This window comes from Bacillus spizizenii TU-B-10 (genome assembly GCF_000227465.1).
Taxonomy (GTDB): domain Bacteria; phylum Bacillota; class Bacilli; order Bacillales; family Bacillaceae; genus Bacillus; species Bacillus spizizenii.
Map to the genome: position 1 here is coordinate 1,837,585 of NC_016047.1, position 14,369 is coordinate 1,851,953.

General features: G+C 43.6%; 14 protein-coding genes. All 14 read left to right on the forward strand.

The features are described 5' to 3' along the window. The first annotated feature begins 11 nt into the window (after positions 1-11). A complete protein-coding gene (infB, locus tag GYO_RS31275) occupies positions 12-2,159 on the forward strand; it encodes a translation initiation factor IF-2 (protein WP_041520956.1) in 2,148 nt (715 codons plus the stop codon). Then, positions 2,156-2,434, forward strand: a complete 279-nt coding sequence (locus GYO_RS31280) for a DUF503 domain-containing protein (RefSeq protein ID WP_003220950.1) — start codon at positions 2,156-2,158, stop codon at positions 2,432-2,434. Before infB ends, GYO_RS31280 begins: the two co-directional genes overlap by 4 nt. A gap of 16 nt (positions 2,435-2,450) precedes the next feature. Further along, positions 2,451-2,804: a 30S ribosome-binding factor RbfA gene (gene rbfA / locus GYO_RS31285; protein ID WP_019258420.1), complete on the forward strand. Its 354-nt coding sequence runs from the start codon at positions 2,451-2,453 to the stop codon at positions 2,802-2,804. Between the two features lie 83 nt (positions 2,805-2,887). Then, positions 2,888-3,817: a tRNA pseudouridine(55) synthase TruB gene (truB, locus tag GYO_RS31290; protein ID WP_014113818.1), complete on the forward strand. Its 930-nt coding sequence runs from the start codon at positions 2,888-2,890 to the stop codon at positions 3,815-3,817. 18 nt (positions 3,818-3,835) lie between these two features. Then, positions 3,836-4,786 carry a bifunctional riboflavin kinase/FAD synthetase gene (ribF, locus tag GYO_RS31295; protein WP_014113819.1) on the forward strand — a complete coding sequence of 317 codons (951 nt, stop codon included), beginning with the start codon at positions 3,836-3,838 and terminating at the stop codon, positions 4,784-4,786. 156 nt (positions 4,787-4,942) lie between these two features. Then, on the forward strand, positions 4,943-5,212 hold the full coding sequence (rpsO, locus tag GYO_RS31300; RefSeq protein ID WP_003154182.1) for a 30S ribosomal protein S15: 270 nt from the start codon (positions 4,943-4,945) through the stop codon (positions 5,210-5,212). Between the two features lie 172 nt (positions 5,213-5,384). Then, the gene (pnp, locus tag GYO_RS31305; RefSeq protein WP_014113820.1) at positions 5,385-7,502 is read left to right on the forward strand and encodes a polyribonucleotide nucleotidyltransferase; all 2,118 of its coding nucleotides are present in this window, start codon (positions 5,385-5,387) and stop codon (positions 7,500-7,502) included. A gap of 117 nt (positions 7,503-7,619) precedes the next feature. Next, positions 7,620-8,579: a polysaccharide deacetylase family protein gene (locus GYO_RS31310; protein ID WP_014113821.1), complete on the forward strand. Its 960-nt coding sequence runs from the start codon at positions 7,620-7,622 to the stop codon at positions 8,577-8,579. A gap of 39 nt (positions 8,580-8,618) precedes the next feature. Continuing rightward, positions 8,619-9,848: a M16 family metallopeptidase gene (locus tag GYO_RS31315; RefSeq protein ID WP_014113822.1), complete on the forward strand. Its 1,230-nt coding sequence runs from the start codon at positions 8,619-8,621 to the stop codon at positions 9,846-9,848. A 78-nt stretch (positions 9,849-9,926) separates the two neighbouring features. Next, positions 9,927-10,184 carry a YlmC/YmxH family sporulation protein gene (locus GYO_RS31320; protein ID WP_003238478.1) on the forward strand — a complete coding sequence of 86 codons (258 nt, stop codon included), beginning with the start codon at positions 9,927-9,929 and terminating at the stop codon, positions 10,182-10,184. Between the two features lie 191 nt (positions 10,185-10,375). Continuing rightward, on the forward strand, positions 10,376-11,269 hold the full coding sequence (dpaA, locus tag GYO_RS31325) for a dipicolinic acid synthetase subunit A (protein ID WP_014113823.1): 894 nt from the start codon (positions 10,376-10,378) through the stop codon (positions 11,267-11,269). Between the two features lie 2 nt (positions 11,270-11,271). After that, the gene (dpaB, locus tag GYO_RS31330) at positions 11,272-11,874 is read left to right on the forward strand and encodes a dipicolinate synthase subunit B (protein WP_014113824.1); all 603 of its coding nucleotides are present in this window, start codon (positions 11,272-11,274) and stop codon (positions 11,872-11,874) included. A gap of 125 nt (positions 11,875-11,999) precedes the next feature. Then, positions 12,000-13,040: an aspartate-semialdehyde dehydrogenase gene (gene asd, locus GYO_RS31335; protein WP_014113825.1), complete on the forward strand. Its 1,041-nt coding sequence runs from the start codon at positions 12,000-12,002 to the stop codon at positions 13,038-13,040. Positions 13,041-13,131: 91 nt separating this feature from the next. Next, positions 13,132-14,346 carry an aspartate kinase gene (gene dapG / locus GYO_RS31340; protein WP_003220974.1) on the forward strand — a complete coding sequence of 405 codons (1,215 nt, stop codon included), beginning with the start codon at positions 13,132-13,134 and terminating at the stop codon, positions 14,344-14,346. The last annotated feature ends 23 nt before the right edge of the window (positions 14,347-14,369 follow it).

Below are 14,369 nucleotides of genomic sequence, written 5' to 3' on the forward strand. Positions count from 1 at the left end.
GGGGTGAACGAATGGCTAAAATGAGAGTATACGAATATGCAAAAGCGTTAAATGTTTCAAGTAAGGAAATTTTGACCGCACTGAAAAACATGGATTTAGAAGTGAATAATCACATGGCCATGCTTGAGGAAAAGGCCATTAAACAGCTTGATGCCAAATATAAAAAAGGCGGCGCAGCCGCTAAATCTCAAAAGCCAGCAGAAACGAACAAAAACAAACAGCCGCAAGGGATCAATCAGCAATCAGCTGGAAATCAACCAAATAAAATTCGAGACGGAAAGAAGAATGACGTGCAGAATAATCAATTTAACAAAAACAAGAAGAATAACAACAACAAAAAAAATAAACGCAACCACAACAATAAAAACCAACATCAGCAAAAGCCTGTAAAGCCGAAAAAAGAGCTTCCTGAGAAAATTACATTCTCTGGAACATTAACAGTCGGCGCACTGGCTGAAGAGCTTGGCAAAGAGCCTTCAGAACTCATTAAAAAGCTGATGCTTCTTGGCGTAATGGCAACCATTAACCAAGAGCTTGATAAAGACACAATTGAACTCATTGCATCAGAATATGGTGTTGAAACAGAAGAAGTTATTGTGCTTGAAGAAACAGAGCTGGAAAAATACGAAGAGCCTGATAATGAAGAGGATCTTGAAATTCGTCCTCCTGTCGTTACGATCATGGGTCACGTTGACCACGGGAAAACGACGCTTCTTGACAGCATTCGTAAAACGAAGGTTGTTGAAGGAGAAGCAGGCGGAATCACTCAGCATATTGGTGCTTACCAAATTGAAGAGAACGGCAAGAAAATTACGTTCTTGGATACTCCGGGCCACGCCGCATTTACAACGATGCGTGCACGCGGTGCAGAAGTAACTGATATTACAATTCTCGTTGTTGCTGCCGATGACGGTGTAATGCCGCAAACAGTAGAAGCGATCAACCATGCAAAAGCAGCTGAGGTTCCTATTATCGTTGCTGTGAATAAAATTGATAAAGAATCCGCAAATCCTGACCGTGTGATGCAAGAACTGACGGAATACGGTCTTGTCCCTGAAGCTTGGGGTGGAGAAACCATTTTTGTTCCGCTTTCCGCTTTAACTGGAAAAGGCATTGATGAACTCGTTGAAATGATTTTGCTTGTCAGTGAAGTAGAAGAACTGAAAGCGAATCCGAACCGCCAGGCAAAAGGAACGGTTATTGAAGCAGAACTCGATAAAGGCAGAGGGTCAGTTGCGACATTGCTCGTACAGACTGGAACACTGCATGTCGGTGATCCGATCGTAGTCGGCAACACATTTGGCCGTGTCCGTGCAATGGTTAACGACATTGGACGCCGTGTGAAAACTGCCGGCCCGTCAACTCCGGTTGAAATTACCGGTTTGAATGATGTCCCTCAAGCGGGAGACCAATTCCTTGTCTTTAAAGATGAAAAAACAGCTCGTTCTGTCGGGGAAGCCCGTGCTTCGAAACAGCTTGAAGAGCAGCGCAGCGATAAAGCGAAGCTTAGTCTTGATGACTTATTCGAGCAAATTAAACAAGGTGATGTAAAAGACATCAACATCATCGTAAAAGCTGACGTTCAAGGATCTGCTGAAGCTTTAACAGCCGCACTTCAAAAAATTGAAGTAGAAGGCGTTAAAGTGAAAATCATCCATACAGGCGTTGGTGCAATTACCGAATCTGACATTATCTTGGCATCTGCTTCCAATGCAATTGTTATTGGGTTTAATGTGAGACCGGACGGAAATGCTAAGAGTACGGCTGAAGCTGAAAATGTAGATATTCGACTTCACCGTATCATTTACAAAGTAATCGATGAGATTGAAGCTGCCATGAAAGGTATGCTTGATCCTGAATATGAAGAAAAAGTAATTGGTCAAGTAGAGGTACGCCAAACATTCAAAGTATCTAAAATCGGTACAATTGCCGGCGGATATGTTACTGAAGGAACCATTACGCGCGACAGCGGCCTCCGTTTAATTCGTGACGGCGTCGTCATCTTCGAAGGCGAAGTAGACGTTCTGAAACGCTTTAAAGACGATGTGAAAGAAGTTTCACAAGGCTATGAATGTGGTATTACAATTAAGAAATACAATGACATTCGTGAAGGTGACATCCTTGAAGCGTTTGTCATGCAAGAAATTGAAAGAACGTGATCGGATTTGCGGAGTGTGAATGCATCATTTATGATGCAGGATCGCTAAAAGAAAAGCGTGCCGTTCTGAAGCGGATTTTAACCAGGGTTCAAAACAAGTTCAATGTTTCGATTTCGGAGATTGGCTATCAGGACACATGGCAAAGGACCAGCTTCGGAATCGCCGCTGTTTCTTCCTCTCGCGTTCAAACAGAAAAAGAACTGCAGCGCGTTCTGGCGTTTATCGATTCTTTTCCTGAAATTGAACGGACGATCACTAGAACAGAGTGGTTTTAACTTAGAGGTGATTGAATTGAGTATGAGAGCAAACCGTGTTGGCGAGCAAATGAAAAAAGAACTCGGTGACATTATCAGCCGCAAGCTGAAAGATCCGAGAATTGGTTTTCTGACAGTAACGGATGTGCGTGTATCAGGTGATTTGCAAATTGCAAAGGTGTATATCTCGGTTCTCGGTGACGAGAAAAAACGGGAGGAAGCGCTGAAAGGGCTGGCAAAAGCGAAAGGATTTATCCGATCCGAAATCGGCAGCCGCATCAGACTTCGAAAAACGCCTGAAATTGAATTTGAGTTCGATGAATCAATCGATTACGGAAATCGTATCGAAACACTGATTCACGAAATACATTCAGAGAAACCATCTGAATAAAAAATGGAGAGGATAGGCGTATATCGTCTGTCCTCTTTTCTATGTTTTAAAGAGAAAAACTCAAAAGAAGGAGTGAAAGACAAATGGTTAACGGAGTTCTCCTTTTACATAAACCAGTTGGCATGACATCGCATGACTGTGTCATGAAAATCCGAAAACTGTTAAAAACAAAAAAAGTAGGACATACGGGAACGCTCGATCCAGAAGTATCAGGCGTGCTTCCGATTTGTGTGGGAAGGGCGACAAAAATTGTCGAATACTTAACTGAAAAGTCTAAAACGTATGATGCGGAAATAACGCTTGGCTTTTCAACGACAACTGAGGATCAAACGGGCGAAACGGTTGAAACAAAGCCTGTCAATCAAGACATTGATAAAGCGGAAGTAGAAAAGGTGTTAAACAATTTAAAGGGTAAACAAGAACAAATTCCTCCCATGTATTCCGCTGTAAAAGTAAACGGCAAAAAATTATACGAGTACGCAAGAGCAGGGATTGAAGTAGAACGTCCGAAACGCATGATTACCATTGAAGACATCGCCCTGACGACAGAGATTACACATAATGAAGAAACCGCAAGCTTCCGATTTACAGTGACATGCTCCAAAGGGACCTATGTAAGGACGTTGGCGGTCATGATCGGCGAAAAACTCGGATACCCGGCTCATATGTCTCATTTAATTCGTACGGCATCCGGAGATTTTTCTCTCGACGAATGCTTTACCTTTGAAGAACTGGAAGCACAGGTCCAGTCCGGAACCGTGGGAGAGCATACAGTTCCTATTGAACGTGCGCTCAATCATTTGCCGAAATGGATCATAAGTGATACATTAGCTAAGAAAGTAGAAAATGGGGCTTTGCTTGAGACGCCCGAGCAGTTTTCTGAAATGACAAGCGAAGACCGCATTGCCGTCTTTACTGAATCCGGAAGCTGTTTGGCGATCTATTTCCCCCATCCTGCAAAAAAAGGGCTGTTAAAGCCGGCAAAAGTATTGATGCAAAAAAGCGAACAATAGAAAAAAGGTGACCGTTCTGTGAAGACGATACATATTACACATCCTCATCATTTAATCAAAGAGGAGCAGGCAAAGTCTGTGATGGCGTTAGGGTATTTTGACGGCGTTCATCTTGGGCATCAAAAGGTAATCGGCACAGCGAAGCAAATAGCCGAAGAAAAGGGTCTGGCATTAGCTGTGATGACCTTTCATCCTCATCCTTCTCATGTATTGGGCAGGGATCAGGAGCCAAAGGATCTGATTACGCCTCTGGAAGACAAAATAAACCAAATTGAACAATTAGGCACAGAGATTCTGTATGTCGTTAAATTTAATGAAGTATTTGCCTCTCTTTCTCCTAAGCAGTTTGCAGACCAGTATATTATCGGCCTTAATGTACAGCACGCAGTGGCGGGCTTTGACTTTACGTATGGCAAATATGGCAAGGGAACAATGGAAACCATGCCGCATGATTTAGACGGAAAAGCAGAGTGCACAATGGTAGAAAAATTAACGGAGCAGGATAAAAAAATCAGCTCCTCATATATCCGTACCGCGCTTCAAAACGGAGACGTTGAATTGGCGAATATCTTGCTCGGACAGCCTTATTTTGTAAAAGGAATTGTCATTCACGGTGATAAAAGAGGGCGGACCATCGGGTTTCCGACAGCAAATGTCCGTTTAAATAACAGCTATATCGTTCCGCCGACGGGTGTATATGCCGTGAAAGCGGAAGTGAACGGCGAGGTTTACAATGGCGTTTGCAATATCGGCTATAAGCCGACGTTTTATGAAAAACGTCCGGAGCAGCCTTCAATCGAGGTCAATCTGTTTGATTTCGATCAGGAAGTATACGGAGCCGCTATAAAAATCGAATGGTATAAACGGATTCGGAGCGAGCGGAAATTCAATGGCATCAAAGAATTAACAGAGCAAATTGAGAAGGATAAGCAGGAAGCCATCCGTTATTTCAGCAATTTGCGGAAATAACATGCAACGCACACAAATTTTATTCTAAAATATTTGCATATGGGCACGATTTTTAGTATGATAGTTTTCGTAGTCTTAAAACCATTGCTTGGCAATCCGAAGTCACCGACGGTTGCTAGGTAACTGGGGCTAAATATGATTTGGAGGTGAAACAGGATGGCAATTACTCAAGAGCGTAAAAACCAACTCATCAGTGAGTTCAAAACACACGAATCTGATACTGGATCTCCAGAAGTTCAGATCGCTATCCTAACTGACTCAATTAACAACTTGAACGAGCATTTACGTACTCATAAGAAAGACCACCACTCACGTCGCGGTCTTCTTAAAATGGTAGGTAAGCGTCGTAATCTTCTTACGTATCTACGTAATAAAGACGTAACTCGTTATCGTGAGTTAATTAACAAACTAGGCTTACGTCGATAATCGTAAAAAGCGGGAGGATTCCCGCTTTTTTATCGTATTAAAGCGAAATTACTTATAACAAATCATTGAAATCCTTTTACATACTACTTTGACATTGATATGTTCAATTCATTTCGTTCATAATAGGAGTAATTGATTATTTCACACAACGAAGAGAGGAGTTCGTAATCGTATGGGACAAGAAAAACATGTCTTTACCATAGATTGGGCCGGAAGAACGCTTACCGTTGAAACCGGCCAGCTTGCCAAACAGGCAAACGGTGCTGTGATGATCCGCTACGGTGATACAGCAGTACTTAGTACAGCAACCGCTTCAAAAGAACCAAAACCGCTTGATTTCTTCCCGCTTACTGTAAACTATGAGGAAAGATTATATGCGGTAGGAAAAATTCCGGGCGGATTTATTAAAAGAGAAGGACGTCCAAGTGAAAAAGCGGTTCTTGCCAGCCGTTTAATCGACCGTCCGATCCGTCCTTTGTTTGCCGATGGATTCCGTAATGAAGTACAAGTCATCAGCATTGTCATGAGTGTTGACCAAGACTGCTCTTCTGAAATGGCTGCCATGTTCGGTTCATCTCTTGCTCTTTCTGTATCGGACATTCCGTTTGAAGGACCGATTGCAGGGGTTACTGTCGGACGCATTGATGATCAATTTATTATTAACCCGACAGTCGATCAGCTTGAGAAAAGCGACATCAATCTTGTTGTTGCCGGCACGAAAGATGCCATTAACATGGTAGAAGCGGGAGCGGACGAGGTTCCTGAGGAAACCATGCTTGAAGCCATTATGTTCGGCCATGAAGAGATTAAACGCCTGATTGCATTCCAAGAAGAAATTGTAGCAGCAGTTGGCAAAGAGAAATCAGAAATTGCGCTTTATGAAATTGATGAAGAGCTTAGTGAAAAAGTAAAAGCTTTAGCAGAAAAAGATCTGCTGAAAGCTATTCAAGTTCATGAAAAGCATGCCCGCGAAGATGCCATTAATGAAGTGAAAAACACAGTTGTGGCAAAATTCGAGGATGAAGAGCATGATGAAGACACAATCAAGCAAGTGAAGCAGATTTTATCCAAGCTGGTGAAAAATGAAGTGCGCCGCCTGATTACTGAAGAGAAAGTAAGACCGGACGGCCGCGGTGTCGATCAAATTCGCCCGCTTTCTTCTGAGGTCGGCCTCTTGCCAAGAACGCACGGATCAGGTCTGTTTACAAGGGGACAAACACAAGCCCTCAGCGTATGTACGCTAGGTGCTCTAGGAGATGTGCAAATCCTTGACGGCTTAGGTGTTGAAGAGTCAAAACGGTTTATGCATCACTACAACTTCCCGCAATTCAGCGTTGGGGAAACAGGACCAATGCGTGGGCCGGGACGCCGTGAAATCGGACACGGAGCACTGGGTGAGCGTGCGCTTGAGCCAGTTATTCCGTCTGAAAAAGACTTCCCTTACACTGTCCGTCTTGTATCAGAAGTGCTTGAATCAAACGGTTCTACGTCTCAAGCAAGTATTTGCGCAAGCACACTTGCAATGATGGATGCCGGTGTACCAATCAAAGCCCCAGTTGCGGGTATTGCGATGGGTCTTGTCAAATCAGGCGAACATTACACCGTTCTGACTGACATTCAAGGCATGGAAGACGCGCTTGGAGATATGGACTTTAAAGTAGCAGGAACGGAAAAAGGCGTAACAGCGCTGCAAATGGACATTAAAATCGAAGGCCTTTCCAGAGAGATTCTTGAAGAAGCGCTTCAGCAGGCGAAAAAAGGAAGAATGGAAATCCTCAACAGCATGCTTGCGACATTAAGCGAATCAAGAAAAGAGCTTTCTCAATATGCGCCTAAGATTTTAACAATGGCCATTAATCCTGATAAAATCCGCGATGTCATTGGGCCAAGCGGAAAACAAATCAATAAGATCATCGAAGAAACCGGTGTTAAAATTGATATTGAGCAGGACGGCACAATCTTTATTTCTTCAACAGATGAAAGCAGCAACCAAAAAGCGCAAAAAATCATCGAAGACCTTGTCAGAGAGGTTGAAGTCGGCCAGCTTTACCTAGGTAAAGTGAAACGAATCGAAAAATTCGGGGCTTTCGTTGAAATTTTCAGCGGAAAAGACGGTTTGGTGCACATTTCAGAGCTTGCGCTTGAACGCGTAGGAAAAGTTGAAGATGTTGTGAAAATCGGAGACGAGATTCTTGTCAAGGTCACTGAAATTGATAAACAAGGACGAGTCAATTTGTCTCGTAAAGCGGTGCTCCGTGAAGAGAAAGAAAAAGAAGAACAACAATCTTAAATGAAAACATAAAAAGGAGCCTGGGAGACCCGGCTTCTTTATTTTGAAGCTTTTAAAAAGCAGGCGGGTTCTACCTTGTCCTTCTCCTTCATAATGTGAGGTGAGGGGGGACAGAACATGTACAAAAAATTTGTGCCGTTTGCCGTTTTTCTATTTCTTTTTTTTGTCTCATTTGAGATGATGAAAAATCCGCACACACTTGATTATATAGGGGCAATGAAAAAAGATACGGTGACTGTCACGGCGTCCAAAGACCCGTTATATGAAGAATTGCTTCAAAAAGCGCCGGAGTACGAAGTCAAGCCCCAGGATGCCAGAGTCGATAAAGTGTGGAAAAGCATTCCCGGCTACAATGGACTGAAGGTCAATATTGAACAATCATATAAAAAAATGAAAAAACACGGCGAGTTTCGGGAAAACGATCTGGTGTACAGCCAAGTAAAACCAAACGTTCATCTTGAGTCTCTTCAGCCTGAGCCTATTTATAAAGGAAATCCTGACAAACCGATGGTGGCTTTTTTAATCAATGTGGCATGGGGAAATGAGTATTTGGAAAAAATGCTCCCTATCCTGCAAAAGCACCAAGTCAAGGCTACGTTCTTTTTAGAAGGCAATTGGGTGAGGAACAATAAACAGCTCGCTAAGAAGATTGCGGAAGACGGACATGAAATCGGAAATCATTCATACAATCATCCAGATATGAGCAAACTGACTACAGGAAGAATTTCCGAGCAGCTCGACAAGACAAATGAGCAAATAGAACAAACGATTGGCGTTAAGCCGAAGTGGTTCGCTCCGCCGAGCGGAAGTTTACGAAAAGCGGTTGTCGACATTGCAGCTGAGAAACAGATGGGAACAATAATGTGGACAGTTGATACGATCGATTGGCAAAAACCGGCTCCGTCTGTACTTCAAACGAGAGTGTTAAGCAAGATACATAATGGTGCCATGATTTTAATGCATCCGACTGACTCCACGGCGGAAAGTCTTGAAGTGCTGATTACAAAGATAAAAGATAAAGGATACGCGCTTGGAACAGTCACTGAACTAATGGATGAAACAAGACTGTTGAAGTAACAGATGCAGGCAGCTTGTCTTTGAATAGGAGGAACAAATTTGATTAAACGATATACGTGTCAAAATGGTGTAAGAGTTGTGCTGGAAAATAACCCGACAGTCCGTTCTGTTGCGATCGGCGTATGGATCGGCACAGGTTCGCGGCACGAAACGCCGGAGATAAACGGGATTTCTCACTTTTTAGAGCACATGTTCTTTAAAGGGACGAGCACAAGATCTGCACGCGAGATAGCAGAATCTTTTGATCGTATTGGCGGTCAGGTCAATGCGTTTACTTCAAAGGAATATACCTGCTACTATGCAAAGGTGCTTGACGAGCATGCGAATTACGCGCTTGACGTATTAGCAGATATGTTCTTTCATTCAACGTTTGATGAAAACGAGCTGAAAAAAGAAAAAAATGTAGTATATGAAGAAATTAAAATGTACGAAGATGCGCCAGACGACATTGTGCATGATTTACTGAGCAAAGCCACTTACGGCAATCATTCTTTAGGCTACCCAATTCTAGGCACGGAAGAAACGCTTGCTTCTTTCAATGGTGACTCTCTCAGACAATACATGCATGATTATTATACGCCGGACCGAGTGGTCATTTCGGTAGCGGGCAATATATCTGACAGTTTTATCAAAGATGTAGAAAAATGGTTCGGGTCATACGAGGCGAAAGGCAAAGCGACAGGCCTTGAGAAACCCGATTTCTACACAGAAAAACTGACGAGAAAAAAAGAAACAGAGCAGGCTCATCTGTGCCTTGGATTTAAGGGCCTTCAGGTTGGCCATGAACGCATTTATGATTTAATTGTCCTGAATAATGTGCTCGGAGGCAGCATGAGCAGCCGGCTGTTCCAAGATGTCCGAGAAGACAAAGGCCTCGCTTATTCTGTTTACAGCTATCATAGCTCTTATGAGGACAGCGGAATGCTTACCATTTACGGAGGAACGGGTGCCAATCAGCTTCAGCAGCTGTCAGAAACCATTCAAGAAACCCTTGCTACATTAAAGCGCGACGGCATTACCTCAAAAGAGCTGGAAAATAGCAAGGAGCAAATGAAGGGAAGCTTAATGCTGAGCTTAGAAAGTACAAACAGTAAAATGAGCCGAAACGGGAAAAATGAACTGCTGCTCGGCAGACATAAAACATTAGATGAGATCATCAATGAATTAAACGCCGTGAACTTAGAGCGTGTCAACGGCCTTGCCAGACAATTGTTTACTGATGATTATGCACTGGCACTCATCAGCCCTTCCGGCAATATGCCGTCTTAAAAAGGAAAAGCCTGCCCCTTAACGGAGCAGGCATTTTTTTATCCCTTTGATCATACATAGTACAAGGGGGTGACAGACATGCGGCTCAGTGAATTATCAGGAAAGGAAATTGTAGACATCAAAAGAGCTGAACGGCTGGGAGTGCTTGGCCAGACCGATTTAGAAATCAATGAACAGGATGGCCAGATTACAGCACTCCTCATTCCGACAGTTAAGTGGTTTGGTTTGAGAAAACACGGTCAAGACATTCGTGTCCCCTGGCATCATATTCAAAAGATCGGATCAGATATGATCATATTAGATGTACCTGAGGAAATGTCTCCTCGACAAGAGTAAATGAAAAAGCCCAAAATGACTGTGGTGCGGGCTCTAAAGTAAACATCTGAAACATCGGCTTTTGGCAGCCGATGTTTTTTTATATGAAAAAACCGCATGTTTTAATTCACCGGTATTTCCTTTTGATCATAAGATGAAGGGGAGCTTAACAACTAGAGATCCAGTATATACAAAGAAGGTGAACGTTTAGAATGTTAACCGGATTGAAAATTGCAGTTATCGGCGGTGACGCAAGACAGCTCGAAATTATTAGAAAGCTCACTGAACAGCAGGCTGACATCTACCTTGTCGGTTTTGACCAATTGGATCACGGTTTTACCGGAGCAGTAAAATGCAACATTGATGAAATTCCTTTTCAGCAAATAGACAGCATTATTCTTCCAGTGTCTGCGACAACAGGAGAAGGTGTCGTATCGACGGTATTTTCGAATGAAGAGGTTGTGTTAAAACAGGAGCATCTCGACAAAACGCCTGCACACTGTGTCATTTTCTCAGGAATTTCTAACGCCTATTTAGAAAACATTGCAGCTCAAGCAAACAGAAAACTTGTTAAGCTGTTTGAGCGGGATGACATTGCGATATACAATTCTATTCCGACAGTAGAAGGAACGATCATGCTGGCTATTCAGCACACGGATTATACGATACACGGATCTCAGGTGGCCGTTCTTGGTCTAGGACGCACCGGGATGACGATTGCCCGTACATTTGCCGCGCTTGGAGCGAATGTAAAAGTGGGGGCAAGAAGTTCAGCGCATCTGGCACGTATCACTGAAATGGGGCTCGTTCCTTTTCACACCGATGAGCTGAAAGAGCATGTAAAAGATATAGATATTTGTATTAATACCATACCGAGTATGATTTTAAATCAATCGGTTCTTTCTAGCATGACACCAAAAACCTTAATATTGGATCTGGCCTCACGTCCCGGGGGAACGGATTTTAAATATGCCGAAAAACAGGGGATTAAAGCACTTCTTGCCCCTGGCCTTCCAGGGATTGTCGCACCTAAAACAGCCGGGCAAATCCTCGCAAACGTCTTGAGCAAGCTTTTGGCTGAAATACAAGCTGAGGAGGGGAAATAAGGATGTCGTCATTAAAAGGAAAAAGAATCGGGTTTGGACTGACCGGATCGCATTGCACATATGAAGCGGTTTTCCCGCAAATTGAGGCGCTGGTCAACGAAGGAGCGGAAGTGCGTCCGGTTGTCACATTTAACATGAAATCCACAAATACCCGATTTGGAGAGGGAGCAGAATGGGTTAAAAAAATTGAAGACTTGACTGGATATGAGGCAATTGATTCAATTGTAAAGGCAGAGCCCCTTGGGCCGAAGCTTCCCCTTGACTGCATGGTCATTGCTCCTTTAACCGGCAATTCAATGAGCAAGCTGGCAAATGCCATGACGGACAGTCCGGTGCTGATGGCGGCAAAAGCGACAATCCGAAACAATCGGCCGGTCGTTCTTGGCATCTCGACAAATGATGCTCTCGGTTTAAACGGAACAAATTTAATGAGGCTCATGTCAACAAAAAATATCTTTTTTATTCCATTCGGGCAAGACGATCCATTTAAAAAACCGAATTCAATGGTAGCCAAAATGGATCTGCTTCCGCAAACCATTGAAAAGGCACTAATGTATCAGCAGCTTCAGCCGGTTCTGGTTGAGAATTATCAGGGAAATGACTAAATTTACAGAAAATCTTTCCCAAACTAAAAAATTCGGTCATCACCCGCATATTCTATGGTAAAATAAAACGTAAAATCATAGTCAAATCAATTCAATGAGGCTGATTGGCGGAAGGAGTTTTACAGATGGGAAGAGGTTTACACGTAGCTGTTGTCGGAGCGACAGGAGCTGTAGGACAACAAATGCTTAAAACACTTGAAGACAGAAACTTTGAAATGGACACACTTACATTGCTATCTTCAAAACGCTCTGCGGGGACAAAAGTCACGTTTAAAGGCGAAGAGCTGACTGTTCAGGAAGCTTCTCCTGAGAGCTTTGAAGGGGTAAATATTGCTTTGTTCAGCGCCGGTGGAAGCGTATCACAAGCATTGGCACCAGAAGCTGTAAAACGCGGCGCTATTGTTATAGATAATACGAGTGCGTTCCGTATGGACGAAAATACACCGCTTGTTGTGCCTGAAGTGAATGAGGCAGACTTGCATGAACACAACGGCATCATTGCCAATCCTAACTGCTCTACAATCCAAATGGTTGCGGCTCTTGAACCGATCCGCAAAGCATACGGCTTAAACAAAGTCATCGTATCAACGTACCAGGCGGTATCAGGAGCGGGAAATGAAGCTGTAAAAGAGCTTTACAGCCAAACACAGGCGATTTTAGATCAAGAAGAAATTGAGCCTGCGATCATGCCTGTAAAAGGTGACCAAAAACACTATCAAATCGCCTTCAACGCGATTCCGCAAATTGATAAATTCCAAGATAACGGCTATACGTTTGAGGAAATGAAAATGATAAATGAAACGAAAAAAATCATGCACATGCCAGACCTTCAAGTAGCGGCTACATGTGTGAGACTGCCAATTCAAACTGGGCACTCAGAGTCAGTCTACATTGAGGTAGACCGTGATGACGCTACAGTTGAAGATATTAAAAATCTATTAAAAGAAGCTCCGGGCGTGACACTTCAGGATGACCCAAGCCAACAGCTTTATCCGATGCCTGCTGATGCCGTCGGCAAAAACGATGTGTTTGTAGGCCGCATCCGCAAAGACTTGGACAGAGCAAACGGTTTTCATTTATGGGTTGTTTCTGATAACCTATTAAAAGGCGCGGCATGGAACTCTGTTCAAATTGCAGAAAGCCTGAAAAAACTAAACCTCGTATAATAGAGAGAATTTCCTAAAGACGAATAGAAGAGAGTAAGGCACTATCAGCCTGCTCTCTTCTGTTACGTCCGAATAATTTGGAGTGAAAACAGTGAAGATAATTGTTCAAAAGTTCGGCGGAACATCTGTAAAAGATGATAAAGGCCGTAAACTGGCTTTAGAGCATATTAAAGAAGCAATCAGTGAAGGATATAAGGTTGTCGTTGTCGTTTCAGCGATGGGCCGGAAAGGAGACCCGTACGCTACAGATTCTTTGCTGGGACTGCTTTACGGCGATCAGTCAGCGATTTCTCCACGGGAGCAGGATTTGCTTTTATCTTGCGGAGAGACCATTTCCTCTGTCGTCTTTACAAGCATGCTGCTTGATAACGGTGTGAAAGCTGCTGCGCTGACAGGGGCTCAGGCTGGCTTTTTAACGAATGATCAGCATACCAATGCGAAAATCATTGAAATGAGACCGGAGCGTTTATTCGGTGTGCTCGCGAATCATGACGCTGTAGTCGTCGCAGGATTCCAGGGCGCAACTGAAAAAGGTGATACAACAACGATCGGCAGAGGGGGCAGCGACACGTCCGCAGCCGCACTCGGAGCAGCTGTTGACGCGGAATACATCGATATTTTCACCGATGTAGAAGGTGTGATGACTGCTGACCCGAGAGTGGTGGAAAATGCGAAACCGCTTCCTGTCGTGACATATACAGAAATTTGCAACCTGGCGTATCAAGGGGCGAAGGTCATTCATCCGCGGGCTGTGGAAATTGCGATGCAGGCCAAGGTTCCGATCCGTGTCCGTTCGACTTATTCGAAAGATAAGGGCACATTGGTGACATCGCATCACTCTTCCAAAGTCGGAAGCGATGTTTTTGAAAGGCTGATTACGGGAATTGCCCATGTCAAAGATGTCACTCAGTTCAAAGTGCCTGCCAAAATTGGCCAGTATAACGTTCAGACTGAAGTGTTCAAGGCGATGGCGAATGCGGGAATCAGTGTCGATTTCTTTAACATTACACCTAGTGAAATCGTATATACGGTGGCTGGGAATAAAACAGAAACAGCTCAGCGTATTTTAATGGATATGGGCTATGATCCGATGGTAACCAGAAATTGCGCGAAAGTATCGGCGGTCGGAGCGGGCATTATGGGTGTTCCTGGTGTCACATCGAAAATCGTTTCTGCTCTTTCAGAAAAAGAAATTCCGATCCTTCAGTCGGCTGACAGCCATACGACGATATGGGTGCTTGTCCATGAAGCCGATATGGGACCTGCTGTAAACGCTTTGCATGAAGTGTTTGAACTTTCCAAGTAAATGTGATTGAATCATGATGAGGT

What these genes read in the sequence shown, in the direction of transcription:
- infB (WP_041520956.1), top strand. Translation starts at nt 12, where the DNA reads ATGGCTAAAATGAGAGTATACGAATATGCAAAAGCGTTAAATGTTTCA.
- truB (WP_014113818.1), top strand. Translation starts at nt 2,888, where the DNA reads ATGGTTAACGGAGTTCTCCTTTTACATAAACCAGTTGGCATGACATCG.
- rpsO (WP_003154182.1), top strand. Translation starts at nt 4,943, where the DNA reads ATGGCAATTACTCAAGAGCGTAAAAACCAACTCATCAGTGAGTTCAAA.
- pnp (WP_014113820.1), top strand. Translation starts at nt 5,385, where the DNA reads ATGGGACAAGAAAAACATGTCTTTACCATAGATTGGGCCGGAAGAACG.
- GYO_RS31310 (WP_014113821.1), top strand. Translation starts at nt 7,620, where the DNA reads ATGTACAAAAAATTTGTGCCGTTTGCCGTTTTTCTATTTCTTTTTTTT.
- GYO_RS31320 (WP_003238478.1), top strand. Translation starts at nt 9,927, where the DNA reads ATGCGGCTCAGTGAATTATCAGGAAAGGAAATTGTAGACATCAAAAGA.
- dpaA (WP_014113823.1), top strand. Translation starts at nt 10,376, where the DNA reads ATGTTAACCGGATTGAAAATTGCAGTTATCGGCGGTGACGCAAGACAG.
- dpaB (WP_014113824.1), top strand. Translation starts at nt 11,272, where the DNA reads ATGTCGTCATTAAAAGGAAAAAGAATCGGGTTTGGACTGACCGGATCG.
- asd (WP_014113825.1), top strand. Translation starts at nt 12,000, where the DNA reads ATGGGAAGAGGTTTACACGTAGCTGTTGTCGGAGCGACAGGAGCTGTA.